30 protein-coding genes and 1 tRNA gene are annotated in these 24537 nt (G+C 51.0%); 26 read left to right on the top strand and 5 right to left on the bottom strand.

Annotated features, from left to right (window positions below; genetic code table 11):
• Positions 1-18: 18 nt before the first annotated feature.
• The 6 genes from ACG1BZ_RS13720 to ACG1BZ_RS13695 all read left to right on the top strand — a co-directional run bounded on the left by ACG1BZ_RS13720 (position 19) and on the right by ACG1BZ_RS13695 (position 3896).
• Complete coding sequence (locus ACG1BZ_RS13720) at positions 19-372, top strand: transposase (protein WP_413662302.1); 354 nt, start codon at positions 19-21, stop codon at positions 370-372.
• Positions 324-1211: an IS3 family transposase gene (locus ACG1BZ_RS13715; protein ID WP_413662301.1), complete on the top strand. Its 888-nt coding sequence runs from the start codon at positions 324-326 to the stop codon at positions 1209-1211. Before ACG1BZ_RS13720 ends, ACG1BZ_RS13715 begins: the two co-directional genes overlap by 49 nt.
• A 285-nt stretch (positions 1212-1496) precedes the next feature.
• Complete coding sequence (locus tag ACG1BZ_RS13710; protein ID WP_413662300.1) at positions 1497-1670, top strand: hypothetical protein; 174 nt, start codon at positions 1497-1499, stop codon at positions 1668-1670.
• A gap of 452 nt (positions 1671-2122) precedes the next feature.
• Entirely contained in the window at positions 2123-2890 is a 768-nt protein-coding gene (locus ACG1BZ_RS13705) for a DUF5677 domain-containing protein (RefSeq protein ID WP_413662299.1), read from the top strand.
• A gap of 78 nt (positions 2891-2968) precedes the next feature.
• The gene (locus ACG1BZ_RS13700) at positions 2969-3298 is read left to right on the top strand and encodes a hypothetical protein (protein ID WP_413662298.1); all 330 of its coding nucleotides are present in this window, start codon (positions 2969-2971) and stop codon (positions 3296-3298) included.
• A 115-nt stretch (positions 3299-3413) separates the two neighbouring features.
• Positions 3414-3896, top strand: a complete 483-nt coding sequence (locus ACG1BZ_RS13695; RefSeq protein WP_413662297.1) for a hypothetical protein — start codon at positions 3414-3416, stop codon at positions 3894-3896.
• Between the two features lie 35 nt (positions 3897-3931).
• Here the strand turns inward: ACG1BZ_RS13695 and ACG1BZ_RS13690 are convergent, their stop codons facing one another.
• Positions 3932-4873: an IS110 family transposase gene (locus ACG1BZ_RS13690; protein ID WP_413662296.1), complete on the bottom strand. Its 942-nt coding sequence runs from the start codon at positions 4871-4873 to the stop codon at positions 3932-3934.
• 329 nt (positions 4874-5202) lie between these two features.
• On the opposite strand from ACG1BZ_RS13690, the gene ACG1BZ_RS13685 reads away from it, so the two are divergent.
• From ACG1BZ_RS13685 to ACG1BZ_RS13670, 4 genes are all read left to right on the top strand, one after another.
• The gene (locus ACG1BZ_RS13685; protein WP_413662295.1) at positions 5203-5634 is read left to right on the top strand and encodes a hypothetical protein; all 432 of its coding nucleotides are present in this window, start codon (positions 5203-5205) and stop codon (positions 5632-5634) included.
• A gap of 114 nt (positions 5635-5748) precedes the next feature.
• Positions 5749-6021, top strand: a complete 273-nt coding sequence (locus tag ACG1BZ_RS13680; protein WP_413662294.1) for a hypothetical protein — start codon at positions 5749-5751, stop codon at positions 6019-6021.
• Positions 6022-6149: 128 nt separating this feature from the next.
• A complete protein-coding gene (locus tag ACG1BZ_RS13675) occupies positions 6150-6602 on the top strand; it encodes a hypothetical protein (protein WP_413662293.1) in 453 nt (150 codons plus the stop codon).
• A 462-nt stretch (positions 6603-7064) separates the two neighbouring features.
• The gene (locus ACG1BZ_RS13670) at positions 7065-7379 is read left to right on the top strand and encodes a hypothetical protein (protein ID WP_413662292.1); all 315 of its coding nucleotides are present in this window, start codon (positions 7065-7067) and stop codon (positions 7377-7379) included.
• Between the two features lie 64 nt (positions 7380-7443).
• Here ACG1BZ_RS13670 and ACG1BZ_RS13665 read toward each other — a convergent pair whose 3' ends face one another.
• The gene (locus ACG1BZ_RS13665) at positions 7444-7728 is read right to left on the bottom strand and encodes an XRE family transcriptional regulator (RefSeq protein ID WP_413662291.1); all 285 of its coding nucleotides are present in this window, start codon (positions 7726-7728) and stop codon (positions 7444-7446) included.
• A 156-nt stretch (positions 7729-7884) separates the two neighbouring features.
• On the opposite strand from ACG1BZ_RS13665, the gene ACG1BZ_RS13660 reads away from it, so the two are divergent.
• The 3 genes from ACG1BZ_RS13660 to ACG1BZ_RS13650 all read left to right on the top strand — a co-directional run bounded on the left by ACG1BZ_RS13660 (position 7885) and on the right by ACG1BZ_RS13650 (position 9826).
• Positions 7885-8082: a hypothetical protein gene (locus ACG1BZ_RS13660; protein WP_413662290.1), complete on the top strand. Its 198-nt coding sequence runs from the start codon at positions 7885-7887 to the stop codon at positions 8080-8082.
• Positions 8083-8183: 101 nt separating this feature from the next.
• Positions 8184-8573, top strand: a complete 390-nt coding sequence (locus ACG1BZ_RS13655) for a LexA family protein (protein ID WP_413662289.1) — start codon at positions 8184-8186, stop codon at positions 8571-8573.
• Positions 8573-9826 (top strand): Y-family DNA polymerase, encoded by a 1254-nt coding sequence (locus tag ACG1BZ_RS13650; protein WP_413662288.1) that lies wholly within the window; start codon positions 8573-8575, stop codon positions 9824-9826. Before ACG1BZ_RS13655 ends, ACG1BZ_RS13650 begins: the two co-directional genes overlap by 1 nt.
• A 259-nt stretch (positions 9827-10085) precedes the next feature.
• Here the strand turns inward: ACG1BZ_RS13650 and ACG1BZ_RS13645 are convergent.
• Both ACG1BZ_RS13645 and rne read right to left on the bottom strand, forming a co-directional pair.
• A tRNA-Ser gene (locus tag ACG1BZ_RS13645) sits at positions 10086-10173 on the bottom strand.
• A 165-nt stretch (positions 10174-10338) separates the two neighbouring features.
• Positions 10339-13305 carry a ribonuclease E gene (rne, locus tag ACG1BZ_RS13640; RefSeq protein ID WP_413662287.1) on the bottom strand — a complete coding sequence of 989 codons (2967 nt, stop codon included), beginning with the start codon at positions 13303-13305 and terminating at the stop codon, positions 10339-10341.
• Here rne and ACG1BZ_RS13635 point away from each other — a divergent pair.
• The 3 genes from ACG1BZ_RS13635 (at position 13286) to ACG1BZ_RS13625 (ending at position 15741) form a co-directional block, all read left to right on the top strand.
• The gene (locus ACG1BZ_RS13635; RefSeq protein ID WP_413662286.1) at positions 13286-13777 is read left to right on the top strand and encodes a hypothetical protein; all 492 of its coding nucleotides are present in this window, start codon (positions 13286-13288) and stop codon (positions 13775-13777) included. The genes rne and ACG1BZ_RS13635 overlap by 20 nt on opposite strands.
• A 312-nt stretch (positions 13778-14089) precedes the next feature.
• Positions 14090-15085, top strand: coding sequence for a 23S rRNA pseudouridine(955/2504/2580) synthase RluC (gene rluC / locus ACG1BZ_RS13630; protein ID WP_413662285.1), 996 nt, complete (start codon positions 14090-14092; stop codon positions 15083-15085).
• A 14-nt stretch (positions 15086-15099) separates the two neighbouring features.
• Positions 15100-15741: an HAD-IA family hydrolase gene (locus ACG1BZ_RS13625; RefSeq protein ID WP_282932471.1), complete on the top strand. Its 642-nt coding sequence runs from the start codon at positions 15100-15102 to the stop codon at positions 15739-15741.
• Here the strand turns inward: ACG1BZ_RS13625 and ACG1BZ_RS13620 are convergent.
• Positions 15738-16334: a Maf family protein gene (locus ACG1BZ_RS13620; protein ID WP_413662284.1), complete on the bottom strand. Its 597-nt coding sequence runs from the start codon at positions 16332-16334 to the stop codon at positions 15738-15740. The genes ACG1BZ_RS13625 and ACG1BZ_RS13620 overlap by 4 nt on opposite strands.
• Positions 16335-16440: 106 nt before the next feature.
• Between ACG1BZ_RS13620 and ACG1BZ_RS13615 the strand changes: the two genes are divergently transcribed.
• From ACG1BZ_RS13615 to tmk, 10 genes are all read left to right on the top strand, one after another.
• The gene (locus tag ACG1BZ_RS13615; RefSeq protein WP_108733565.1) at positions 16441-16983 is read left to right on the top strand and encodes a YceD family protein; all 543 of its coding nucleotides are present in this window, start codon (positions 16441-16443) and stop codon (positions 16981-16983) included.
• A gap of 73 nt (positions 16984-17056) precedes the next feature.
• A complete protein-coding gene (gene rpmF / locus ACG1BZ_RS13610) occupies positions 17057-17251 on the top strand; it encodes a 50S ribosomal protein L32 (protein ID WP_108733564.1) in 195 nt (64 codons plus the stop codon).
• A 3-nt stretch (positions 17252-17254) separates the two neighbouring features.
• On the top strand, positions 17255-18313 hold the full coding sequence (gene plsX, locus ACG1BZ_RS13605; RefSeq protein ID WP_282932473.1) for a phosphate acyltransferase PlsX: 1059 nt from the start codon (positions 17255-17257) through the stop codon (positions 18311-18313).
• A 51-nt stretch (positions 18314-18364) separates the two neighbouring features.
• Entirely contained in the window at positions 18365-19309 is a 945-nt protein-coding gene (fabD, locus tag ACG1BZ_RS13600; protein WP_413662283.1) for an ACP S-malonyltransferase, read from the top strand.
• A gap of 56 nt (positions 19310-19365) precedes the next feature.
• Positions 19366-20109 (top strand): 3-oxoacyl-ACP reductase FabG, encoded by a 744-nt coding sequence (gene fabG / locus ACG1BZ_RS13595; RefSeq protein WP_413665872.1) that lies wholly within the window; start codon positions 19366-19368, stop codon positions 20107-20109.
• A 225-nt stretch (positions 20110-20334) separates the two neighbouring features.
• Positions 20335-20571, top strand: coding sequence for an acyl carrier protein (gene acpP, locus ACG1BZ_RS13590; RefSeq protein WP_020415205.1), 237 nt, complete (start codon positions 20335-20337; stop codon positions 20569-20571).
• Positions 20572-20762: 191 nt separating this feature from the next.
• Positions 20763-22004, top strand: a complete 1242-nt coding sequence (gene fabF, locus ACG1BZ_RS13585; RefSeq protein ID WP_413662282.1) for a beta-ketoacyl-ACP synthase II — start codon at positions 20763-20765, stop codon at positions 22002-22004.
• 45 nt (positions 22005-22049) lie between these two features.
• On the top strand, positions 22050-22820 hold the full coding sequence (locus tag ACG1BZ_RS13580; protein ID WP_413662281.1) for an aminotransferase class IV: 771 nt from the start codon (positions 22050-22052) through the stop codon (positions 22818-22820).
• Positions 22821-22849: 29 nt separating this feature from the next.
• Entirely contained in the window at positions 22850-23881 is a 1032-nt protein-coding gene (gene mltG / locus ACG1BZ_RS13575; RefSeq protein ID WP_413665871.1) for an endolytic transglycosylase MltG, read from the top strand.
• On the top strand, positions 23881-24501 hold the full coding sequence (tmk, locus tag ACG1BZ_RS13570) for a dTMP kinase (protein ID WP_282932477.1): 621 nt from the start codon (positions 23881-23883) through the stop codon (positions 24499-24501). The genes mltG and tmk overlap by 1 nt, the downstream gene beginning before the upstream one ends.
• Positions 24502-24537: the final 36 nt, after the last annotated feature.

Genomic DNA, 24537 nt, shown 5'->3' with positions numbered 1-24537 from the left:
TAAATAGGATAGGAAAAAATGCCGAAAATACTGAGTGAAGAGCGGGTTGTTGAATATTCAACAGAGTTCAAAGTTAGAGTGGTAGCTCTCACTAATCAACTGAAAGTAGATACGACTACTATCGCCAACATTATTGGTTTGCATCCAGTAATGGTGTATAGATGGCGACAGGAAAGTAGAGAAGGCAAGCTGGTCGAGAAGCCCAGTCGTAGAATAAGTATGACAAAAGCAACGAAAAATCGGTCTCAAACCGATGATAAAGAGATAAGACGTCTAAAAAAGAAAGTCGAGAAATTGCAAAAGGAGAATGATTTCCTAAAAAAGTGGGAAATGTACCTGAAAGATCCAAAGCCGAAAGATTCTCATTCATAGCTCTTAATCGATCAGACTTTGGTGTCAGGTACTTATGTAGATACTTGAATGTTTCACCCCAAGGGTTTTATAAATGGCTCAATCGAGATGAGAGCACTCGTGACATAGAGAATAGGCGAATTCTAAGGCGTATCGAAGCTATCTATACACAGCATGATGGTAATTATGGAAGTCCAAGAATTAGCGCAGAGCTGAAAGCTAATGGTGAAAGAATAAATCACAAACGCGTTGAACGCCTTATGAGAGAGGCTGGAATCGTGGGGAAAGCTGGAAGGATCTATCGTCGACGCCCTTTGCCTGGAAATCCTTGTATTAAGGTTGAAAATTTACAAAGAGAGCATGGTATGCCGAGTAAACCAGACTCTCAATGGGCTGGTGATGTAACCTATCTGAAGATCAATGGGCAATGGCAATATTTAGCTGTGATTATTGATCTTTACTCCCGGAAAGTGTTGGGTTGGGAGCTGTCGGATACTCGAACTGTTGAGCTAACACTGTCAGCGCTAAATAAAGCTGTCCGTCGCAGAAATATAGAATCAAATCTAATATTTCACAGCGACAGAGGTTCTGAGTACGGTGCTTATGCATACCAAAACCGACTCAAAGAGCTGGATATTGAGCCGAGCATGAACCGTCCAGGGTTTATGAATGATAATGTGTATGTGGAATCATTTTTTCAAACACTGAAAACTGAGAGTTTCAAAGGATTTAATTTTAAATCCGTTGAGGAGCTAAGAACCAACTTAGCTTGGTATCTTGATAGGTACTATAACTTTAAAAGAAGACATGGTTCACTTGGGTTCAAAAGCCCAGATGAATATGAAAGAATGGCCGCATAAGATGAATATAAGGTGGCGTCTACTTTAAGGGGGGAGGCTTCTGGTGCTGGACCTCCATTTCGGCGCTTCGCGCCTACATTACGGCCGCAAATGGCGGCGTTATTGTGGCGGTCAATTTTTAGATGTTTTGTAGCTGCTGCAAGCATCAATCTCTATCTGAGCACTCTTTTTCTGTGAGCTGGTACCGCAGTTTCGTTCCAGTGCCATCGTTTTATGTCAGCAAACCCTGCAAGCCAGCTACACCATCGTGGAGTGCCAATCAGATAGTTAACCGGTGGGGAAAGTATGGTACTTTCCCCTGTAAATTTATCGGGCAGTGGCCAGCCAAAGTTGGCTGGCAGAGAGCAGGTAGGTCGTTCAGTGCGCGCCAGCTATAACCAGGCCAGGCAAGATCGCCCAGCTGGTGGCTGGGCTGGACAGCCTACGCTTCGCTTCGGCTGCCCTTGCTGGCAACGTTAGGTGATCATGAATAGTGGAATTAAGTTCCCAATTATAGCCTTAGTGTTCTTTATATTAGCGGGCTGTAGCTCCCCGCAGTTGTATCAAGGACGTGTTCTGAATTGTAGTGGGAATCCAATCGCGAGCGCTGAAGTCGGAGCCTGGAAAAATGTATACATTCCATTTTACTTACCTGAAAATTTAGGTACGGCCACAACGGATCAAAATGGTTACTTTGTGCTTAAGACGGGTAAGCGGGCATCATTTTTCAGTTATCCTATTGGTGCAATTCAAATGCAAAGTCACCCAAGCTGGTCGGTGACATCGTGCCAATGACCACACCTAACAAGCAGCGGCAGAGCGACAGCCAACGCTACTCACCTTTTGTGTTACTCGCTGGCGCTCAAACATTAACACAAAACGTGCTCCGCACTGGCTGCGTCTGCGCTGGGCGTTACACATCACAATAAGCTATGAGCGAATACAAAGAGTCCTACAATAACTTCAAAAGCGTACTAGATACTTGCAAAAGTACTTCGATGGAGTATGCGGGAATAGCTTCACCAACTTCTGCTCATTATTATGCTTCTTTGATTTTCACAAAGCTATGCACCAGCGGGGTTACAGTTCTCTCAATATGCCCTCCGCCTAGTAGTATTGGGAAGAATATGCACTGGGACTGTGCGTCAGTGGCAACATTAACCAGATCAATTATTGAAACCTATTTGGTCTTTTTCTACTTGTGCGTTGAAGCATGTGACCCAGAAGAATGGGAAGCCCGCTGGCGCCTCCTAAACCTTCATGACCATATGTCTAGGCTAAAAATGTTTAAGGTTATGGAAGGTGCTGAGGATCAGGTGGAGCAATTTGAGAATTATACCAATGAGGTAAAATCAGATTTAGAAAATACTGAGTATTTTAACTCACTGAGCGGAAAGCTAAAGAAACATTATCTCAAAGGTAATAATGCATTTTTTAAAAGCCAGGATGAGCTAATTTCAGCCGCAGGGGGCAATGTCGATGAGTTCAGGTTTAGATATCGTTTCCTGTCAAGCCACACTCACTCATACCCAATGGGCTTTTACCGCATGGCAGAAGGCGGGCGAGGTACTGGCGTAGAGTCAGATCTAGAAATTGGATACTCAGGTATGTGCCTAGCATGGGCGAGTGAGAGCCTAACCAAAGCAAAATCTGAATTCATTAATCTCTGGGAAACTCAGCATGAGCCAGAAAATGTGTAACAAAGCCAGCCAGAGGGACCAAAAAACCGCCGCTTCGCTTTGGTTTTTCGGCCCCTGCTGGCGGCGTTAAGGTTCCGTATGAATAGAATGCTAATAACACTAGCGCTAATTATTTTCATGGTATTGCTGTCTGCCGCTTTTGGTTATTCACTACATACGGATAACCCTGATGGTATATGGCTTTATACTCCACCGGCTGATGGTTCTGGAAAACCTAGTAATGCGTTATATGTTGGAGCATCCTTGGGAGCTCTATTATCAGCCATCATATACTCAGCCGGTTTCGTAAGTGTGTTCGGTTGGTCGAAGCTAAAGCATACTGTACTACCCGTGGTTTTTGTTCCAATGGGGTTGGCTGCTTTAGTAAGCTTTACCGCGATGTTGGCTTTAGCAGGGTTCGCAGAGTGAAACACCTTAACAAAGCCATTAAATTCGTTCCGGCCGCAAAAATCGCGGCCTCCACCGGACTGCCTATGCGTTGCTTCGGCATCCGTTTATGGCGGCGTTATGAGTAGCGAGAGAAATGAACATCGAGCAAGAATTTAAAGGTAAGGTCGCAGAGCACTTAGAAAACCTGAGTGAGGATTTGAGGCCTATTCTCAAAAAATTAATAGAGTTCGATTATCCCAAAGAGGTTGATACGCTCGCATTTGAGATTTTCGTTGATGGGTTCTCGTCAGGATTCCCAGTTCGGGCATTCTTTATGGATAAAGATAATTCAGAGCACTTTATCTACGTAGATGGAAAAGCAGAATACCCCTCACCCGTAGATCCAGGTTTGTTGAAAATCGAACACGTATACCCGTATGAGCTAGAAGAAGAGTATGCAAGCAAAGATGAGTCGCTTGACCCATGGGATATCGCTACAAATGAGCTAATTGAGTGGTTCTCAAAATGTTGGCAAGCTGTGGGCGGTCAGGGCTTTAATTTGAAGGCTAATATTGCACCGCACGACAGTAACCATGAATTCAATTTGGTAGAAAGTAAGTGGCAAAACCGGTGGTAGCTCATAACAAGTGACTATGGTTGTTCGTCAAGTTATTAAGCCATATTTTCATCCCAGTAGGTGTTATTTTTCACCATCGTATTCAGAATCGTAATCTGCTTTCTCATGCAGGCAATCAGAGCGACCTTTTTAGGTTTGCCAGCGTCGACTAATCGCTTATACATCGGCTTTAATTTGGGATGATGTTGTATGGCCGACATAATGGAAACAAACAGAACCGTACGTACACGATGCCTTCCACCCCGAATATATCTCTTTCCCTGGAAGCTGCCGCTATCACGGTTCATCGGGGCGATACCGACAAGTGCAGCGATTTCTTTACGGTTCAATTTTCCTAGCTCGGGAAGTTCACTCATCAACGTATAAGCCAATACATTTCCGACCCCTTTAGCACTCAACAATAGGTCGCGCCTTTGCCGCCACTCAGACACACTGTTAACCAGTTTATCCAGTTGCTTGTCGATACCTTGTAGCTCTTTTTTGATGGTGTTTAGAATGGTCTGTATAGGTTTGTGTACTGATTTCGGCATTCTCTGAAGCCGATTCTTTTGCATTGTGCTCATCTCTAAACACTGACTTCTTACCGCCAGTAAGTCACTGATCTCCCTAAGCTTTTCTGGCTTTAGTACCGACAGCCTTGGCTTCATGGCCTCACCAAAATGTGCAATATCCATTGCATCTAGCTTGTCGGTTTTGGCGAGGCGCCCTGCGGATTTAGCGAAGCTTCTTATCTGAGAAGGATTGCAAACAACAATAGGTAATCCTGCTTTGTCGGCGGCGCAAACAAACTCTAACTCGAGTCTTCCCGTAGACTCTATTAATACTCTTTGAGGTTTAAGGGGTTGAAGTTGTTTAATGGCATCCTTAATGCCACTTTTATCATTGGCAACACTAAAAAACTGGCCAGTAGGTCTCACATAAATATCGAGTTGTTTACTGCTGGTATCGATACCGACATTGATCTCTTGAGGTTCCATAAGATAAGCTATCTCCGCCTTGCTATTCGGGCTCGAGGCCCACATGACTATCCGAGTTATGCCTAGTGAGTGTCTGTCACGTTCCTACTTGTTAACGGTCTTTATAAACCGGCGCAGCAACGAACTGTGACAAACAAGGCCTTCGGTGGCCGCCGAAGGTGGGTCTCAATTTACCCGTTAGCGAAAAGGATTTTCAACATCAGAATCGATCAAGAACTACCATACAATGCAGCAAGCAACACCCAAGCAAGCTTGGGTTGGACCTACATTCCGCAGCTTCGCAGCTACATTTCGGCCGCTTCTGCAGGTGTTATATTTCAAGGAAGGTTATGAACAAGATTCTTTTAGCTTTACTCTTTATCAGTCAGTTGGCTTTTGGAGAATCTCCAAGCCCAAAACTGATAATGGCCACATCCGCATACGACACACCCATTAATTGGGCTGGTGAGATAATTGACTCCAAGATAAAAGAGAATGGAGAAAAAGTATCAGTTTACTGGCTTGTAAAGCACCATTTTGAAAAAGCCCCGCTTACCGATAAGCCATATAAGTTAAAGAAAACGGGTGACGGCTACTTTGTTATTCATCTAGTTATTTCGTCAACAGTAGAAGACGCCAAATTGTTAACTGAGCAAACTAAAGGCTCCGGCTCATTTGCTGTAGTCAAAGGCATTGCCCTCAGCCAAGTTCAGTTTAGTGGGCACACTGCAGTCGCCATTGAAACAGAAACGATGGACATCACCAGTGAAATTGAAATATAAAAAGTATAGGTAGGTTGCTGCGGGCCTTTGGCCCTTCACGGGACAGCCTAAGCTACGCTCCGGCCGCCCCTGTTGTAGTCGTTAAATGTCTAAATGATTTCAGGAATTGAGCCAATGGGCATTTTTATTGTTTTAGCCTTGCTTCTTTGCTGGCTTTCAATTTTATGGGGGCCAGCAATTTATAGCTTTAGGAGAAAGGGGTTCCCAATAAAGTCAAAACTAGTGATGGCTACACTCGTAGGGCAAGTTATATTGGTAGTTCTCTTGGTAGTATTGGCTGAAGTTGTAGGCCTCTTAAATCCGGGCGGGCTAATTTTAGCATTTACCATAGCTGTTTCAGTTGGCGGCTTTTTTATAATAAGGTGGCTTTGTGCCAAAAACATTTAACAAGTTTATCAGCCATCGCCACTTCGTGGTAGGACAGTCAAACTGCTGGCCTTTTTGTACGTTTTCTACGCAAATTATCGCACAAAAACCCCATCACTTTGCCTGCCGGTTATTGAGGCGCTAAACATATGAAATTCATCGCGCTAATATTTCTCCTAATACCCCTACAAAGCTACGCATGCTCATGCTGGCATATAGGAGAAGTTGACAAGAGTAAGTCATTCCTCGTAATGCCTATAGAGGGCGAAGCGATCTACCCCGTAAGCGAAGAAGAAGGAAAAAAACTTATGGAGGCGGGTGAGGTTATAACAATACTTGAAGTTTTCGACCCACTAAACAGCGGCCTCACAAAAGGCAGCAGGATTACCTTCAAACAAAGATATAGTATGTGCACCGCATTTCTCTTGCCCAATGGTGTGTATAGAATTGACTCTCCACCAGAAAGTAAGTTCATCACAGGATCAAGGTGTAGCATACACCTCGAAGATGTAGGCAAAGTGCCCGAGAGCGTAGACCCAGAGCTTGTAGATTTAATTAAGCAAGTAAATGAATTGGATCAAATTAGGCCTTATGCCAAGTAATTGTTTAATAAAACGCGCAAGCGGGGCAAAGTGCTGCGTACTTCGCTTGGCATTATGTCTAAGGAAGTGATTAAGGGAAACTTGAGTAGAATAATTTTTTTCCTTTTGGGGATAATGATTTCATATGGCATTTCAGTTGTCTGGTGGAATGCGTGGATGTATAAAGAGGTAGTTGGTCCAGTTCCTTTCTTGAATTGGATGTTCTCGATTGATGGTGAAGCTTCATATTTTCTAACGGAGCTGGAAATGTTTGCGCACATATTATTCCTGTATTTAATTGGCTATTCCTTTTACTTCTTCGTAATCCTTAAGAAAGGTAGGTAATATATGCCTGTGAAACACATAACAAATTGCTGCATTCGACCACCTACACTCCACTCGCTTTGTACTGTACGCTAAGCTAGCACAATGCGGCTCTATTCCGGTGACGGCTGAGCAAGGCATTAACCAAAAAGATGAAGCATGATTTCTGAGAGAGAAAATACGATTATTGCAGCAGCATTTGAATACTGTATCGAAAAGTGGGACTCGGAATGTCCGACTTTGTTTGGCTTTGAGAAAGAAACGCTGGAATCGATAAACGCCGCTTGGCCACAAAGTATATCGGAGTGCTCATGTGAGTGTGCATTAGCCATAAATAGTTCATTCGGTGAAATCTTGTATGGAGCTTCTGCGCTAAACGTAACTAAGTTCCATTCTATCTTGGGTTTTGAGCGTAATGAGATTGAGGTGTTGTTTAAAGCCCTTCGGTCAGAATTGGAGCGTAAAATTGGTTAACAAGGCCAAGTGGCATTGACTCTCCGGGGCTGGACCTCGCTACGCTCAGTCGCTGTTGGGAGCGTTATCCCAACCTCTTCCAGAGTTGGTATCTACTCTCAATGACCGGATGAATATGCTTGCGAAAATTCTCCGGTAGTTGAGAATAAAGTCGAGCAATAAAAGGTGGGAATGGAATCTGTACAAAGTGGTGCAGATTCTCCGCCCCATACACTTCTGCCAAAGTAATCCCAACCGCCTCACACCATACCGGCAGCAGGTCCGCCGGAATTCTTTGTGCGCCCGTTTCCATTTTCGAAATTTGAGATGACACAAGCCCCTGCTGCCTTGCCAGCTGTGCAATCGTCATCCTCTCCCGTTTCCGTACGTTGCTCAGGAGATCGCCTCGTGATCCGGCCTCAAATATCGAGGTGCGTTTGGCGGCTTGTCGTCATAAGGCAATAAAGATGGCCGGTGTTAGGTGACACAAGATTGAGATAGGGCTAGCAGTTACAAGGAGTTGCGCATGCCTATAAAAGCGCAAGTGGAGCAATTGCAGCGGGTCGCAGGCCTGTGTGTGGCCCTGGAGCGGGTAACAGGCTGCCCTGATTTAGCGGGAATGGATGCCGTGTTAAAGCTGATAGGTGAGGAAGTGAGCACCACTATCCAAGGTGTTATCTATTCGGTTGAGTCAAAAGGAGGTGGCGGCGCCGAGATGGCTTGAGTACAAAAGTACCTGTGAGGCCCTGGAGTCACACTGGCTACTTGTCTTTAGTGGGTGCTCGCTAATACACTGTATAAAGATACAGTATATTGCTAGAGCACATGAAACTTTCCCCTCTATACGGCAGTGGCGTTAGCTGCGGCTTTCCTTCGCCAGCGGATGACCACAAAGAAGCGGCGCTGAGCCTGGATCAACACCTGATTACCAGCCCGGCGGCGACATTCCTTGCCCGCGCTAACGGCGACTCAATGCAGAACCTCGGCATCTTTGACCGGGACCTGCTGGTAGTCGACCGCTCACTAATACCAATCCACGGTGATGTGGTGGTTGTTGCCCTGGATGGACAGTTAACGTGCAAGGTGCTTGACCGCCAGCAGGGCCGACTGCTCTCAGCCAATGACAAATACGCACCGATTCCCATTTGGGAGGGGCAGGAGTTGATTGTTGAGGGGGTGGTAAAGGCTTCCGTTCGGTACCACCGGCCCTGCTGATGTTGGCGTTGGTTGATTGCAACAGCTGCTATGCCAGCTGCGAACAGATATTCCGCCCCGACTTGCGCGGACTCCCGGTGGTAGTCCTTTCCAATAATGATGGTTGCGTGGTGGCTCGCTCGAAAGAGGCCAAGGCGTTAGGTATTCCCGACTTGCAGCCGTTCTTCAAGATTGAGCACCTGCTGCGAAAGTATGGGGTAAAAATCTTTTCGAGTAATTACGCTCTCTATGGCGATATCTCCCATCGGGTAATGACAACGCTGAAGCAGTACAGCCCAGAGGTTGAGGTTTACAGCATCGACGAGATGTTTCTGGATCTACAAGGATTGCAAGAGTGTCTACTGGATTACGGCCAGCAGATCAGGCAAACCCTCTGGCGGGATATACGTATGCCGGTAGGGGTTGGCATCGCCCCGAGTAAAACCCTGGCCAAGCTGGCAAATAGAGCCGCCAAGAAGATCCCCAAGTGTCAGGGCGTCTGTGTCTTGGACTCCCCCGAAAAGTGGCAATGGCTGCAGCGACGCACTGAGGTGGGTGACGTGTGGGGCGTAGGCAGGCGCCTATCAAAGCGACTCGGGCACCTGGGTATCAAGACCGCCTATGACCTGGCACAAGCCAACCCGAAAATTCTACGCAGCCACACGAACGTAAACATTGAGCGCACGATAGAAGAGCTAAATGGCATTAGTTGCATAACCCTGGAAGAGCAGCCGCCAGCCAAGAAGCAGATCTATTGCACGCGCTCATTCGGCGAAAAGCTCACTGACCTCCAGCCGATACTACAGGCGGTCACCTTGTACGCGAGCAGGGCGGCGGAGAAGCTGCGGGCTCAGGATTCCTTGGTGAAGTCCGTCCATGTCTTCCTGCATACCTCACCCCATGAGCCGCACTACTACAGTCGCAGCACCGTAGTGCAAACCCCATACCCCACCGATGATACTCGGCTAATAGTGCAGTTGGTAAAGCGCGCGATCACAGAACTGTTCCTGCAGGGGCATAGATTCCTAAAAGCCGGTGTAGGGCTGGTAGAGCTTATCCCCCGCTCACTGGGCCAAGGTGACATGTTTACCGCGGGCCAGCCAATACGATCAGGCGAGACCATGCAGGCCATTGATCAGATCAATCAGCGATTTGGTCGAGGCACCTTGTTCCTTGGGGCTGAAGGTATCAACAAGAAGTGGAAGATGAGGCAGGAGCATCGATCGCCAGCCTATACGACTCAGTGGGACCAGCTGCCAGAGATTGCGGTCTAGCGCCTGCGTAAGCGTATGAGGTTTTTGTAAAGTTGAGGGTCGAGCGGTCGTGGAGCATGTAAAAGAGCTAATTCGACCTAATGTCCATGTGAAAGGGCGGATGTTAAAGACGTTGGTGCGCTGCCGCAGTTGGCGCGTATAGAGTTTGCGTCGTCTGAAACGTTACGGGCTAGCAAAAGATAAGTGGGGGACTGAGTGGGGGGCTACAAAAAGCAGAAACAAAAAAGCCCTGAAAAATCAGGGCTTTCTGTATGAATAATGGCGGTGGGGCAGGGATTCGAACCCTGGGACCTGTTACAGTCAACGGTTTTCAAGACCGCCGCTTTCGACCACTCAGCCACCCCACCAAATTGTGCTGCGCATTATACATGGCTTCCGGGGATGTACAAGCGCCATTTTGATTTTTTTTATATAGTTCAATAAGTTAGGTGATTTATTGACCAGCTCAAGGCTTACTGTCAGGTTGATAAGGCCACCCCGGCCATTGGCTGGGGCGGCTTGGCAGCTATCGCTTAGCTCGCTTCTGCAGAGTCGCGATCGATATCTGCGTTGGCATCAACTTCCACGGCCTTGCGGCTGATACGCGGGTCGTTGGCCGGGCGGGCGAGGGCACGCGGATTGTGCTCAATTGCTGCCGGTTGCGCGGTATCCAGCGGCTGCTGGGAGCCCACTTTGCGGTGCTCAGTAACAATTGAGAATTCACCCAGTGGTTTGGGGTTGATACGCGGATCATTTACTGCGCGTCCCTGGCTGGGTGCGGTCGGTCCCTCTTCGGAAGCTGCCTGCTCGGCGGCAACAATTTCTTCCTGAACTTCCGGCTCGCTGGTGCCTGCCTGTTCCTGCAAAGCTTCAGCTGCAGCTTGTGCTTCTTCAAGCACGATTTCCTCTGCTGCTTCTACTTCTGGTTTGGCAGGAGTGGCCTCAGCTTTGGGAGCAGCCGGAACTTCTGCCGTGGTGGCTTTTCGTGCTGGTGCTTGCTCTACAGGCTTGACCTGCTCGGCAGCTGGCGCAGCTGCTTTTTCTACCGGGGTAGCTTTGGGCTTGGGCTGAGTAGGTTGCTGCGGCTCGGCGGTGGCAGCTTTGGCTACCTGTGGGGTGCTTTGCGGTTGGGCTGCTGGCTTCGGGGTCTCTTGTGCAGGTTTCTCCTCGTGGGCAGTTCGCACCGGCATGGTAATGGCGGGTTGGGCTGCTTGCTTGGGAGCTCTCTGCGGCTTATGAGACTCTTTCGCTTTGGCCTTGGGTTTGGATGCCTCGGTGCGAGTCTCTTTTACGACTTCCTTAGTTTTGCGGACCTCGTTTTCGGCTTCGTCGATGGCTTCGTGAACTTCGCGATTCAGCTCTTCCTGGCTGTGAGCTACCGCGGTTGCTGCGGTGTTCTCACTGCGGCGTCCGCCGCGACGGCGCGCCTGAGGGCGGCCGCGCACATTGCTCGGGCGACGTGCTGGGCGTTGCTGATCGGAGGTGTCTCCAGCCTGTTCGTTGGTATCAACGGTATTTTGGGCTTCAGCAGTTTGAGCGCGGTTGTCGCTGCGGCGGTTGTCGTTGCGGCGACGGCGACGTCTGCGCTGACCTTCACCTTGGCGATCGGAGGCGCTGTCATGCTCATCCAGCTTGGCGCTGCGCTTATCTTCGCGTTGGTCGTCGCGCTTATTGTCTTCGCGGCGATCATCCTTGCGGCGCGCGGGGCGGCCGCTGCGGTTGTTGCGATTTCCGCGCTGGTTGCGATTGCGGTTGCGCTGCTGGTAGTCCTTGCCACGGCCTTTGGACTTTTGATGCTTCTTCGGCTCTTCCTCTTCTGCGGTGAAGAAGGAGGCGATAGCGCTAATCAATCGGCTGAAGAGTCCAGGCTCTTCCTTTTTCTCCGGAGTGGGTGCTGGAGCGGTGTGGGCAATTTGCTGCACGGCCGCTTGTGCTGCAGCTGGACGCTGTGGCTTTTCCTCTTTCTTGGTCACTGTCTCTTCGGCAGTGCCAGAAATCTTGTAGGAAGTTTCCAGGGTGGCAGTGTCATCGTCACGCAGGCGCTGAACTTCAAAGTGCGGCGTTTCCATTTCCGCGCTGGGTACAACTACTACGCGAGTGGAATTGCGGGACTCGATCTGGGAGATCGTTTTGCGCTTTTCGTTCAGCAGATAGGTCGCGACATTCACCGGGGTGATCGCACGGATCTCGGCGCTGCGCTCTTTCTTCGCTTCCTCTTCTACCAGGCGGAGAATGGAGAGAGCCAGAGACTTGGTGCCGCGAATAGTGCCTTGACCGCTACAGCGGGGGCAAACGCGGAAGGTGGTTTCACCCAGGGATGGGCGCAGGCGCTGGCGGGACATCTCCAGCAGTCCGAAGCGGGAGATGCGGCCAACTTGAACGCGGGCGCGGTCCATGCTGAGGGCCTTCTCCATGCGCTTTTCAACTTCGCGCTGGTTGGACTTGCTCTGCATGTCGATAAAGTCGATTACAACCAGTCCGCCCATATCGCGCAGGCGCAGCTGGCGAGCGATTTCGTCGGCGGCTTCCAGGTTGATATTGCGCGCGGTCTCTTCGATATCGCCGCCCTTGGTTGCGCGGGAGGAGTTGATATCGATAGATACCAAGGCCTCGGTCACATCGATAACGATGGAGCCACCGGAGGGGAGCTTCACTTCGCGCTCGAACGCTGTCTCAATCTGGCTTTCAATTTGATAGCGATTGAACAGCGGGATGGCGTCTTCGTAGTACTTCACCTTATTGGCGTAGTGGGGCATTACCTGGCGGGCAAACTCTGCGGCCAGCTCAAAGGCGCCTTTGTCGTCGACAATAACTTCGCCGATATCATCGCGCATGTAGTCGCGGATGGCGCGGATAATGACGTTGCTTTCTTGGAACAGGAAGTGTGGCGCCTTGGAGGTATCAGCTTCTTCCTTGATGGCATTCCAAAGTTGCAGCAGGTAGTTGAGGTCCCATTGCAGCTCGTCACCGCTGCGGCCAACGCCGGCGGTGCGCACGATGATGCCCATACCTGAGGGGACATCTACACTGGCCAGTGCGTCGCGGAGCTCGGAGCGCTCATCACCTTCAATGCGGCGGGAGATGCCACCGGCACGAGGGTTGTTGGGCATTAACACCAAATAGCGGCCGGCGAGGCTGACAAAGGTGGTGAGGGCGGCGCCTTTGTTGCCGCGCTCTTCTTTGTCCACCTGGACAATAACTTCCATGCCTTCTTTGACAACATCTTTGATTTTGATGCGGCCTTCGATGTCTTTGGGCTGCTTGAGGAAGTACTCGCGAGAGATTTCTTTCAGGGGGAGGAACCCGTGGCGCTCTTCGCCGTAGTCGACGAATGCAGCTTCGAGGGAGGGTTCTACACGGGTAATCTTACCTTTGTAGATGTTCGCTTTTTTCTGCTGGCGGGTTCGGTTCTCAATATCTAAATCATAGAGCCACTGGCCGTCGACCAGGGCAACACGCAACTCTTCAGGTTGAGTTGCGTTGATTAGCATTCTTTTCATGCGTGTCGTTTTCCTTGCGTTGCGCAAAGGTGTGACACCGCTACTCACAGGCTTGCTTGTTGGCTGCCCGGTGGAGAGGACCACCAGGCAGGGCAGGGAAAATAAGGTATGCCAGCTCTACCGCGCCATGGATCTATGCGGCTTGTTGAGACTGGCATTTGCCTATTATTCGCTCTGCAAAAACTCCGGATACGCGCTGTTATTGCGCTATCCGTTGGTACCTTTAATACCTTTTGTTAGTACTGCCCTGTACCTGTGCTGCAGGCTTCTGCAGCAGGGTTGGGCGCCACCCCTTGGTTTGTTTCATGCTGGGCGGCAAGGTTTGCGTCAATCATCAGAGGTTCTGCAGTTCAGCTTTTGGCTGATACCCATTCTTCTTAATTTTTTTACCAGGCTTGCGGAAGCTGTGCTGCCCTGGTTGCCAGTTCGGTTGCTGGCTCGTCGTATTCTGCAAAACCGGACGCAAGTTTGAGTCGTCCTTTCAAGCGCTGCGGGTCACGGCCCGTCTTACCTTCGCGATAATTACCCGCATAACCGCGGGCTGTTGTTGCCGGTGAGCTCCCCTCTGGTTCTGGTAATTGGGGGACATCTCAACGGCTAAGTTTTATCAATGACGCGGCATCCCCGCGCACCGACCGAATGGGGTATTTTCGTTGGGGTCACGGCTATCTCTTCATGTGGGAAGTCGCCTTTGACCGAAAATACGCCGAATTCAGGCCGGCCGAATATAGCATGGGCAGGGAGGTGCTTCAATTGTATCCCTGGCAACGCTATGATGCGCGTCATGCGAAGTATACCCCACCCCAAGAAGGCTCCGGCCGAGACCCCATCAAAGACCTCGAATCCATCTGGCGGCGTGCAGCTTTTAACTGTACCTGAAGAGCTGGCGGGACAGAGGATCGACAATTTCCTCCAGGCGCGCCTCAAGGGTGTGCCGCGTTCACGTATATACCGAATCCTGCGTAAGGGTGAGGTAAGAGTAAATAAAGGACGAATAAAGGCTGAATACAAGTTAAAGGCGGGCGATGTGGTGCGAGTGCCGCCAATTCGTGTTGCCGAGCAGGCAGAGGCCCCTCTCGCTGGTGAATCTCTGCGCCAGCTGATCCAAGAGTCCATACTTTATGACAAGCACGGGCTTATGGTGATCAATAAACCGTCGGGCCTTGCGGTCCATGGCGGCAGCGGTGTCAGATTGGGCCTGATTGAAGTTTTGCGCCAGATGTTCCCGCAAAGCCCGTTTATTGAGTTGGTGCACCGCCTGGACCGGGATACCAGTGGCGCCATCATGGTGGCGCGCAAACGCGCGGTATTGCAACATGTTCAGTCGGAGTTGCGGGCGGGAAAGATCGGTAAATCGTATCAGGCATTGGCGGTGGGCAAGTGGCCCCGAGGTCGCCGCGTTGTTGAGGCACCTTTGCGCAAGAACACTTTGAAAAGCGGCGAGAGAATGGTGTCAGTGCACCCTGAGGGCAAGCCTTCAGAGACTCGCTTTAAGTTGATTGAGAGATTTAAGGCGGCGACTTTGCTTTCCGCAGAGCCGGTCACCGGGCGAACACACCAAATTCGAGTTCATGCTCAGTTTGTTGGTTGCCCTTTGGCGGGCGACAACAAGTACACCTCGGACGAAGTCAATCGTGAATTTCGCGGTCGCGGTCTGAAGCGTCTCTTTTTGCACTCGGCTTCAGTGCGCTGCTCTTTGCCAGATGGCTCCAAGGTTGAGGTGGAGGCTCCACTCCCTGCGGAGCTGAGTGTAGTGCTGAATAGATTAAGGGAAGAGTAGGGCGTTCTTTTGTTATGTTGGTAATCCTCGATTGGGACGGGACGGTTTGTAATTCTGAGGCGCGTATCGTCGATTGTATGTTGCGGGCAGCAGATAGAGCCGGTTTGCCGGTGCTTGCCCCGGAAGCGGTTAGCAACATCATCGGGCTTGGTCTGCCGGAGGCGATATCCTCTCTGTTTCCGGAGGCTGCCAGTGAGGAAAAACTCACGTTGCGCCAACTTTACTTTGATGAGTGGATGGCGGCCCGGGTTGAACCCTTGCCGTTATTTGAGGGGGTCCTGGATACCCTGGACCAGTTGCTGTGCGGTGGTCACCAGTTGGCGGTAGCGACTGGGAAGAGTCGGCAGGGGCTCAATCGGGAATTTGAGGAGCACGGCCTCGGCCACTTGTTTGCCGCCAGTCGTTGTGCGGATGAGACCGCTTCCAAGCCTGACCCGCTGATGCTGAATGAGTTGCTACATGAGACCGGAACCGGTCCGGAGCAGGCGGTAATGGTAGGGGATACCGTATACGACTTGGAAATGGCGGCGGCGATCGGTATGCCCTCTATCGGGGTGAGCTATGGCGCTCATTGCCCAACCCGGCTGCAGGGGTGCGGCCCCAAGGTTGTTATCGATCGTTTCTCTGAGCTGCTCCGCTGGCCGCCACTCCTTTAAGTGGCCTGCGGGCCCAATGGATCTATGCCAAAGTGGTTCAGCATGTCGGTAAGGCGGATTAGTGGCAGCCCTACCAGGGTGTTGATATCTGCTCCTTCAAGCCTTTCAAATAGGGCGATACCTAGCCCTTCCACCTTAAAAGAGCCGGCGCAATCGTAGGGTTGTTCCAGCTCTACATATCGTTCAATTTGCTCTGTGCTCAACTGCCGAAAGTAGACGGTGAAGGTTTCCGTATCGCCCAACTGCTCTCCGCTTGCGCTATTCAGCAGGCTCAAGCCGGTGTGGAACATCACTTTTTTGCCGTTGCAGGCTTGCAGCTGGGCGATGGCGCGCTCCCTACTGCCTGGCTTGCCAAGTATTTGACCGTCGCAAGAGGCAACTTGATCTGAACCGATAATCAGTGATTTCGGGTGGCGGCCTGCCAGGGCGCGCGCTTTCTCTGTGGCGAGGCGCAGGGCGAGTGCAGCTGGCGCTTCCCCCGCCTGTGGTGCTTCATCTATATGGGGCGAATCCTGCTGAAAGGGGATGCCAAGCTGTTGTAGTAGGGTTCTGCGGTAAGGAGAGCTGGAGGCTAGTATCAGAGGGTGGGGCATTCTGGTGGATTTTCCGCTGGGTCGAATAGTGGTTTGTGACCGGGCGATACTGCAATGCCTGATTTGTTTTGACAAGGCTAAGGTGAGTCCATAGAATTGCGCGCTTATGTCGATAGCCCCCTCTAAATCAGTATTGCCAAAGAGCATTGATGCTCGGAAATTGGTACAGCGAGAGCAGTTGCTCGATGGTGTTTTGCCGTTGGAGTCCCTGCCTCGGGTTGGTAGCGCAGTTGAGTCTGTCCACGGAGAGATTTCTGCTGAATTGCAGTTTGAGCGAGACTTGCAAGGTCACCAAACGGTGAGCGGCAAGGTTCAACTTGCAGTTGACCTCTTGTGTCAGCGCTGTTTGTCACCGGTCCATGAGCAGATCGAGGCACAGTTTAGCTGGGGTATCGTATGGACTGAGGAGCAGGGTAAGGCCCTGCCCAAAGATCTGGACCCGGTGATCCAGGACGGCGATGAGCTGGACTTGCACCAGATCCTTGAAGATGAAATTTTGCTCAATTTGCCAATGGTGGCTTATCACCAGGAAGAATGTGTCTCCAAGGAGAGCTTTCATTTTGGTGGCGAGGTTGCCGAGGCGGATGAGCAGCAGGCAAACCCCTTTAAAGTGCTGGAGCAGTTGAAGGGTTCGTCGGGTAAATCCTAGGTTTCCCGATGAGTTTGGGCTCGCCGGTAGGCGCCCCGGTTCCAGCGAAATTTGTTTATTTTAGGAGCTAGCAATGGCTGTTCAACAAAACAAGAAGACTCGTTCCCGTCGCGGTATGCGCCGTTCCCACGATGCGCTGGGCGCAGGTGCTACCCTTTCCGTCGATCCGACTACCGGTGAAAAACACCGTCGTCACCACGTGACCAAAGACGGTTTCTACCGTGGTCGCAAAGTGATCGAAGTTAGCGGCGGCTCTGAAGAAGAGTAAGCTTTGTCCAGCCAATTGCGATTGGCCGTGGATGCAATGGGCGGGGACTTAGGTCCCCGCTCTGTCGTTCCGGCATGTATTAGATTTCTTCAAAACTTCCCTGAAGCGCAGCTAAAGCTATTTGGTCCGCGCGCAGAGCTTCAAGCTCTGGTTCATCAAGAGCTGCAGCGCCATCGCCGCCGCGTTACCCGCCGTCTCGAAATTATCCATTGCGAGCAAGTCATCACTCAAGAGTGCAATCCGTTGCAGGCTGTTCGCCATAAGCGCGATTCAACCATGGCGATGGCCCTGAAGAGTGTTGCATCGGGAGATGTGCAAGCAGCAGTTACCTCCGGCAATACCGGCGCCTTGTTGGCGTTGAGTCGCAGTATTCTCGGTAATATCCAAGGTGTTAGGAAGCCGGCGCTCGGTAAGTCTGTACCTTCGGGTATGGGTTCCTGCTATCTTTTGGACCTTGGTGCCAATGTGGATTGCAGTGCTGAGGATTTGCTTCAGTTCGCCCGTATGGGGATTGAGGCTCAGCGGATTCATACTGCCCGCAAGAGCGTGAAGGATATAAAGGTGGCGCTGCTCAATATTGGGGCGGAAGCACATAAAGGTAGCGCCGAAATACGCCGTGCAGCGGAGCTGCTCGATGCGGACCCCGGGGTCAATTATGTTGGCTTTGTTGAGGGGCATGATATTTTTACCGGCTCGGTAGATGTGGTTGTTTGCGACGGCCTGATGGGTAATGTCGCGATGAAATCTGCCGAGGGTGTGATTCGACTAATGGGTCAAAAAGCGTTCACAATCGAGAAAAGAGGGTGTTTCAAGCGTTTTTTTGGCCAATTGGCCATAAAGCTGTTGCGAAAATGGCGTACACAGGTGGAACCTGCTCGCTATAATGGCGCCAGCTTTGTAGGGGTAAAGGGCAACGTGATCAAGAGTCACGGCGGTGCCAGCAGCGAAGCTTTTTATCGGGCGATGGTTACGGCGAAGGAGTGTGCCGATGCTGACCTGGCAGCCAGGGTCGATGCCGCTATGGCACAATCCGGCGAAAGACGCTCCATGGATGAAGGGTAAAAAGCAGTTTTCCCTTACTGAAATCAGCCACATTTAGGTTAAGGATATCTTATGACCAATGCCGCACTCGCATTTGTCTTTCCGGGGCAGGGTTCCCAGAAAATAGGTATGCTCTCTGAGATTGCCCAAGAGGCGCCTGAAATTCAGGCCACTTTTGCCGAAGCATCCAATGTGCTCGGCTATGACCTCTGGGACCTGTGCCAGAATGGCGAGCAGGAAGCCATTAATCTCACCCAGCGTACCCAGCCTCTCTTACTGACTTCCAGTGTTGCCCTTTATCGCATGTGGCGCTCTCGCGGCGGTGCCCAGCCTGCATTTATGGCCGGTCACAGTTTGGGCGAGTGGTCAGCACTGGTGTGCTCTGGCGTTCTGGCATTTAAAGATGCGGTTCATTTAGTTCGCGAGCGCGGCCGCTTGATGCAAGAGGCGGTTCCCGTAGGGGAGGGCGCTATGGCTGCGATCATCGGTCTTGATGATGCAGCTGTTGAAGAAGCTTGTGCTGCTTCTGCTGAGGGTGAAATAGTCGCTGCGGTGAATTACAACTCTCCCGGCCAGATTGTTATTGCGGGAAGTAGCGCGGCGGTGCAGCGCGCCATTGAAGCCTGTAAAGCTGCCGGTGCAAAGAAGGCTATGCCTCTTCCGGTCAGTGCCCCATTCCACACTGAGCTGATGCGTCCCGCGGCGGAAAAGCTGACCCCTCAAATAGAGACGACAGAATTTAACGCGCCAGAAATACCCATCGTGCACAATGTCCACGCTGAGCTTGAAGCGGAACCGGAAAAAATTAAGTCCCTGATGATCGAGCAGATTTATCGCCCGGTTCGCTGGACTGCCTGCGCGCAAAAAATTATTGGCTCCGGAGTGGAGCAAATGGTTGAGTGTGGTCCGGGTAAGGTTTTGTCTGGCCTGATTAAACGTGTCGATCGAAGTGTTTCCTGTCACGCAATCGATAGCCCCAGTAACTTTAATGAAGCTCTGCGAGCTACAGCGGTATAAATCGCTCAAAAAGTAGTCCAGTAGTCGAATAAGGATAAGTGAGAATGACCTTACAGATGTCCCTTGAGGGTAAAGTTGCCTTGGTGACAGGTGCAAGTCGCGGTATTGGTGCGGCAATTGCAGATATGCTCGGTGGAATGGGTGCCACAGTTATTGGTACTGCCACCAGCGAATCCGGCGCTGAAAAAATAAGCGCCCGCTTCGCAGAAGCCGGTATTGCAGGTGCCGGTAAAGTTCTGGATGTGGGCAATGCGGAAAGTATTTCCGGGCTTCATGCAGCAATAAAAAATGAGTTTGGTGCTCCTGCGATATTGGTTAATAATGCTGGCATCACCAAGGACAACTTGTTGATGCGCATGAAGGATGACGAGTGGGATTCAGTCGTCAATACGAATTTGACCGCGGTCTATCGCATGAGTAAGGCTTGCCTGCGCGATATGACCAAGGCGCGATGGGGGCGGATTATTAATATCAGCTCCGTCGTAGGTAGTATGGGTAATGCCGGTCAGAGCAATTATGCGGCGACCAAAGCTGGTGTGGGAGGGTTCGCCCGCTCCCTGGCTTCAGAGGTGGGCTCCCGAGGAATCACGGTTAATACCGTAGCCCCCGGCTTTATTGATACTGATATGACAAAAGTCTTGCCTGAAGCGCAACGCGAGTTGCTTCTGGGTAAGATTCCTCTCGCGAGGCTCGGGAAGCCGGAAGAAATTGCTTCGGTGGTTTCCTTCCTGGCGAGTGATGCGGGAGGCTATGTCACCGGCGAGACAATTCATGTCAATGGCGGTATGTACATGGCGTAGTTTGTGTTTCAAAATGTCTCTTTAACTTATTGATTTTAGAGATATTTATGTTTTTGCTGATGGTGTTGAGGGGCCGCACATTACATCCCGAAAAACTTGGGGTACAATGGCCTCTGAATTATCCAAAAGCTGTGTGAGCCGGTCGTTATCACCAACAACATTGGATACGGTGAAAAACAATAGCGACTAAAACAGATTTTTACCCACTAGGAGTTAAATTGAATCATGAGCAGCATTGAAGAGCGCGTTAAAAAGATCGTTGCTGAACAACTGGGCGTTAAGGAAGAAGACGTTAAGCCTGAAGCCTCTTTTGTTGAAGATCTGGGCGCTGACTCACTCGACACAGTTGAGCTGGTTATGGCTTTGGAAGAGGAATTCGAAACTGAAATTCCCGATGAAGAAGCTGAAAAAATCACTACTGTTCAGCTGGCAATGGATTACATCAAGGATAACCTTGGTTAATTCCTGCTGGGTAGTTTAGGCACGGGCAGCTCAATATGCTGTACCTAGCCGAGCGATTCTGAAAGCCGTTCTATGTTTCATAGCGCGGCTTTCTTGTTATTGGTACTACGGAATTGTGACTGCTGACCGGATGTTGTTCTTTTAACTACATTGGTGAAGGACGGTAGCAGAAAATTTCAGGGGGGAGCGCAGTGTCGCAAAGAAGAGTTGTTGTAACCGGAATGGGAGTCGTTAGCCCGTTAGGTAACACCCTAGAGGATACTTGGTCTGGGGTACTACAGGGAGCTAATGGTGCTGCTCCGATTGAGACATTTGATGTCTCGGCTTTTTCAACCCGCTTCGCCGCTACTGTAAAGGATTTTGATCCCACGCCATACATGCCCGCAAAAGAAGCGCGCAAGATGGATACTTTCTTGCAGTACGGACTGGTTGCCGGTATTCAGGCTATGCAAGATAGCGGCCTGGAGGTAACCGAAGAGCTGGGTCCGCGCGTGGGTACCTGTATTGGCTCTGGTATGGGCGGTATCCTGGCTATCGAAGATAATTCATTGCTGATTGCCGAAAAAGGCCCTCGCCGTGTATCACCTTTCTTTGTACCTGGCGCCATCATTAATATGGTTGCGGGTAACCTCTCGATTAAATATGGCCTCAAAGGCCCCAATCTGGCAGTGACAACAGCCTGTACCACAGGAACCCATGCGATTGGTCTCGGAGTTCGTGCGATTCAGCATGGTGATGCCGATGTGATGGTATGTGGTGGTGCAGAAATGGTTACCACCCCGGTAGGGCTCGGCGGTTTCTGTGCGGCAAGGGCGCTGTCCACCCGCAATGATGATCCGCAATCAGCAAGCCGCCCCTGGGATAAAGACCGTGATGGTTTTGTACTGGGTGAAGGGTCTGCGGTACTCGTTTTGGAAGAGTACGAAAATGCAATCGCTCGCGGAGCCAAGATTTATGCAGAAGTAGCTGGCTTTGGTATGAGCGGTGATGCCCACCACATGACCTCTCCTCCGGAAGATGGCGCTGGCGCTGCTCTCTCAATGGAAAATGCCCTGAGAGATTCCGGTATGAGCCCAAGTGATATCCAGTATATCAATGCTCATGGTACTTCTACTCTGCTGGGAGACACAGCTGAGATCCTGGCGGTTAAAAAAGTATTCGCGGGGGTGACGGACTCCCTCGCTGTGAGTTCTACCAAGTCGATGACCGGTCACCTGCTGGGGGCTGCCGGTGCTATTGAAGCCGTTTTCTCGGTATTGTCATTGCGCGACCAGGTTGCGCCCCCCACTATCAATCTCTTCTCCCCGGATGAGGCCTGTGCCGGTATTAACCTGGTGCCCCAAGAGGCCCAGCCGATGGCAATCAATGCAGTCCTATCCAATTCCTTTGGTTTCGGTGGCACCAATGGGTCACTGATATTTAAGCGAGTCTGATTCCCGTGCCCACCGCGAGGTGGGCACACCTGCCTTGGGAGCTCCATGTACCAGTTACCTCAAATGTACATTCGGGGGCTGGCCGTTGATCAGTTGCCAGATGATGCTGATTACTCGGGTGGAATCCTCGAAACAATGCGCTGTCACAACAAAGGTCTACCGCTTTGGTCTTTCCACCGCGCTCGCCTGGAGCGTTCGGGAGTGTTGGATGAGGCCTGTCTGGGAGAAATTGAGCAGTCGACGTTAAAATTGACAGCCGGCTGTCGCTGGCCTGAGGCGATTGCGCGCCTGCGTGTTGGCAGTGTGCGCGGGCAGCAATGTTGGGATTTGGTGCTGCGGCCGCTGATTGAAACTGCTGAGGGGCAGGTGGGCACTAGCCTTTTCCCTTGTTCGACGAGCTTGCCGATCGGTAGTAATTCGAACCAGGGCTGCAAAACTTTACTCCGTAACCGATATAATGCGGCAAAAGCAGAGCTGCCGGTGGGTCAATTTCTCGATGGATTGATGCTGGATTCGGCGGGAAGGGTCATCGAAACCCTGCGCTGTAATATCCTGGCCCGATTTGGTGGGAAGTGGATGACTCCATCCCTGCACCGGTGTGGTGTTCATGGTGTGATGCGGCAGTGGCTCTCGAGCCATATCCACTGGCAAGAGGAAGACATGGAGCTTTCCGAGCTCTGTGAGGCCGATGAACTGGCTCTCTGCAACAGTGTTCGAGGTGTATTACCGGTAGTAGAGGTAATCGGTTACAAAAATTGGCCTGTGGGTGTCGAGACCCGCAAGCTACAGAAGCTGATATTGGATAAATTGTGGTGAAGAAAAAGCAAGCGAGTTTCGCTTGGAGAGTGTTGAAGCTGTTATTTGGTGGGCTGGTATTGGTCTGCTTGGTTGCAGTTGCCTCTCTATACGTGGCAAAGGAAGCCTTGGAATCCCCCCTGCCGATTGCACAAGATGGGCTTACGCTTCAGGTGGAAAAGGGCGGAAGTTTGTCCCGGACGCTGCGAAGCCTGCAGGGCGAAGGGATAATCCAGTGGCCGCAAATACTCCTCGCCTATGCCTACTGGGAGGGCACAACAGAAATCCATTCCGGCGAGTATTTAGTTCCCTTTGGCAGTAACGCGCGGGACTTGATTGCGCGCCTGAATCGCGGTGAAGTTACCCGCTATCGCATTACGCTATTAGAGGGCTGGACCTTTCGCCAGGCCCTGCGACAAATCCGCTCCGGTGAAAGAATCGTTCAGTCCGAAGAGGGAAGCAATGTCAGTGCCGCTGCCCAGGCCCTGGGCCTAAAGGAAGATGAAGTCGAGGGTTGGATTTTCCCGGATACTTACGTCTACCGGTCCGGTACCACAGATATTGAGCTGCTGCGTCAGGCCTATGATCGGATGCAGAAGGTACTGGATGAGGAGTGGCAATCAAAAGGGGATGATCTGCCCTATAAGTCGCCCTATGAAGCCTTAATCATGGCTTCAATTATCGAGAAAGAGACAGGGCAGCCATCTGAGCGCAGTGAAATAGCTGGTGTTTTTGTACGCAGGCTGAATAAAGGTATGCGCTTGCAGACAGACCCCACCGTAATTTACGGCTTGGGTGAGGACTTTGACGGAAATCTGACCCGTACACACCTGCGCCAGGCAACACCTTATAATACTTATGTTATTAATGGCCTTCCCCCTACGCCGATTGCCCTACCTGGGCGAGCGGCAATTCGGGCCGCTTTAAATCCAAAGCCCGGCAAGAGCTTGTATTTTGTTGGCAAAGGGGATGGATCTCATCATTTCTCAGCGACTCTGACAGAGCACAACCGTGCGGTGCGGGAGTATCAGCTGAAAAGGCGCGCGGATTACCGCTCGAGTCCGGCAAAAGGAAAGAATTAGTGTCGCACGGCAAGTTCATCACCCTCGAGGGTGTAGAGGGGGTGGGGAAATCTACCAATTTACTCTTCATCACCGAGTGGCTCAAAAAGCACAATATTAACTTTATCCAAACTCGGGAGCCGGGAGGCACCCCGTTGGCAGAACAGCTGCGCGAGCTGTTATTGGCCAAGCGGGATGAATCCGTTGATCCCACGGCGGAATTATTGATGGTGTTTGCCGCCCGCGCGCAACATCTGTCTCAGGTTATACTGCCCGCCTTAAAACGTGGGGATTGGGTGATCTGTGATCGCTTCACCGATGCTACCTATGCCTACCAAGGCGGTGGTCGTAGACTGGATCGACAATTGATCGAGCAGTTGGAGCAGACAGTTCAAGGGGATTTGCGTCCAGATAAAGTGCTTTTATTGGATCTCGATCCAGAAGTGGGGCTACAGCGAGCCGCACGCACTGGGGAAGCGGATCGGTTTGAGAGTGAGCACCTGGAGTTTTTTCAGCGGGTGCGTGCGGCTTATCGTGATCGAGCTGAAGCTGCGCCTGCCCGTTACGCGGTTGTGGATGCCGGCCAATCTCTGGAACAGGTGCAGATGGATCTAGCCAAGCAATTGGAGCTGTTGCTTTAAGCTATCTTGCCCCAGAATCTATTTTTAAATGATAAG

Source organism: Microbulbifer sp. CNSA002 (genome assembly GCF_047324085.1).
Classification (GTDB): Bacteria; Pseudomonadota; Gammaproteobacteria; order Pseudomonadales; family Cellvibrionaceae; genus Microbulbifer.
Note: the sequence above shows the minus strand (reverse complement) of the source record. Positions and strands in the feature narration are given on the sequence as shown.

Bases quoted from the DNA above. Each gene is read 5' to 3' on its own strand.
- ACG1BZ_RS13720 (WP_413662302.1), top strand. From the start codon at position 19: ATGCCGAAAATACTGAGTGAAGAGCGGGTTGTTGAATATTCAACAGAG.
- ACG1BZ_RS13665 (WP_413662291.1), bottom strand. From the start codon at position 7,728: ATGACGATTGCACAGCTGGCAAGGCAGCAGGGGCTTGTGTCATCTCAA.
- fabG (WP_413665872.1), top strand. From the start codon at position 19,366: ATGTCCCTTGAGGGTAAAGTTGCCTTGGTGACAGGTGCAAGTCGCGGT.
- ACG1BZ_RS13655 (WP_413662289.1), top strand. From the start codon at position 8,184: ATGAAACTTTCCCCTCTATACGGCAGTGGCGTTAGCTGCGGCTTTCCT.
- ACG1BZ_RS13695 (WP_413662297.1), top strand. From the start codon at position 3,414: ATGAACATCGAGCAAGAATTTAAAGGTAAGGTCGCAGAGCACTTAGAA.
- ACG1BZ_RS13660 (WP_413662290.1), top strand. From the start codon at position 7,885: ATGCCTATAAAAGCGCAAGTGGAGCAATTGCAGCGGGTCGCAGGCCTG.
- ACG1BZ_RS13680 (WP_413662294.1), top strand. From the start codon at position 5,749: ATGGGCATTTTTATTGTTTTAGCCTTGCTTCTTTGCTGGCTTTCAATT.
- ACG1BZ_RS13620 (WP_413662284.1), bottom strand. From the start codon at position 16,334: ATGCCCCACCCTCTGATACTAGCCTCCAGCTCTCCTTACCGCAGAACC.
- ACG1BZ_RS13690 (WP_413662296.1), bottom strand. From the start codon at position 4,873: ATGGAACCTCAAGAGATCAATGTCGGTATCGATACCAGCAGTAAACAA.
- ACG1BZ_RS13650 (WP_413662288.1), top strand. From the start codon at position 8,573: ATGTTGGCGTTGGTTGATTGCAACAGCTGCTATGCCAGCTGCGAACAG.
- acpP (WP_020415205.1), top strand. From the start codon at position 20,335: ATGAGCAGCATTGAAGAGCGCGTTAAAAAGATCGTTGCTGAACAACTG.
- ACG1BZ_RS13700 (WP_413662298.1), top strand. From the start codon at position 2,969: ATGAATAGAATGCTAATAACACTAGCGCTAATTATTTTCATGGTATTG.
- rne (WP_413662287.1), bottom strand. From the start codon at position 13,305: ATGAAAAGAATGCTAATCAACGCAACTCAACCTGAAGAGTTGCGTGTT.
- fabD (WP_413662283.1), top strand. From the start codon at position 18,365: ATGACCAATGCCGCACTCGCATTTGTCTTTCCGGGGCAGGGTTCCCAG.
- ACG1BZ_RS13675 (WP_413662293.1), top strand. From the start codon at position 6,150: ATGAAATTCATCGCGCTAATATTTCTCCTAATACCCCTACAAAGCTAC.
- ACG1BZ_RS13615 (WP_108733565.1), top strand. From the start codon at position 16,441: ATGTCGATAGCCCCCTCTAAATCAGTATTGCCAAAGAGCATTGATGCT.
- ACG1BZ_RS13685 (WP_413662295.1), top strand. From the start codon at position 5,203: ATGAACAAGATTCTTTTAGCTTTACTCTTTATCAGTCAGTTGGCTTTT.
- ACG1BZ_RS13580 (WP_413662281.1), top strand. From the start codon at position 22,050: ATGTACCAGTTACCTCAAATGTACATTCGGGGGCTGGCCGTTGATCAG.
- ACG1BZ_RS13705 (WP_413662299.1), top strand. From the start codon at position 2,123: ATGAGCGAATACAAAGAGTCCTACAATAACTTCAAAAGCGTACTAGAT.
- rpmF (WP_108733564.1), top strand. From the start codon at position 17,057: ATGGCTGTTCAACAAAACAAGAAGACTCGTTCCCGTCGCGGTATGCGC.
- ACG1BZ_RS13710 (WP_413662300.1), top strand. From the start codon at position 1,497: ATGGTACTTTCCCCTGTAAATTTATCGGGCAGTGGCCAGCCAAAGTTG.
- ACG1BZ_RS13670 (WP_413662292.1), top strand. From the start codon at position 7,065: ATGATTTCTGAGAGAGAAAATACGATTATTGCAGCAGCATTTGAATAC.
- rluC (WP_413662285.1), top strand. From the start codon at position 14,090: ATGCGAAGTATACCCCACCCCAAGAAGGCTCCGGCCGAGACCCCATCA.
- ACG1BZ_RS13625 (WP_282932471.1), top strand. From the start codon at position 15,100: ATGTTGGTAATCCTCGATTGGGACGGGACGGTTTGTAATTCTGAGGCG.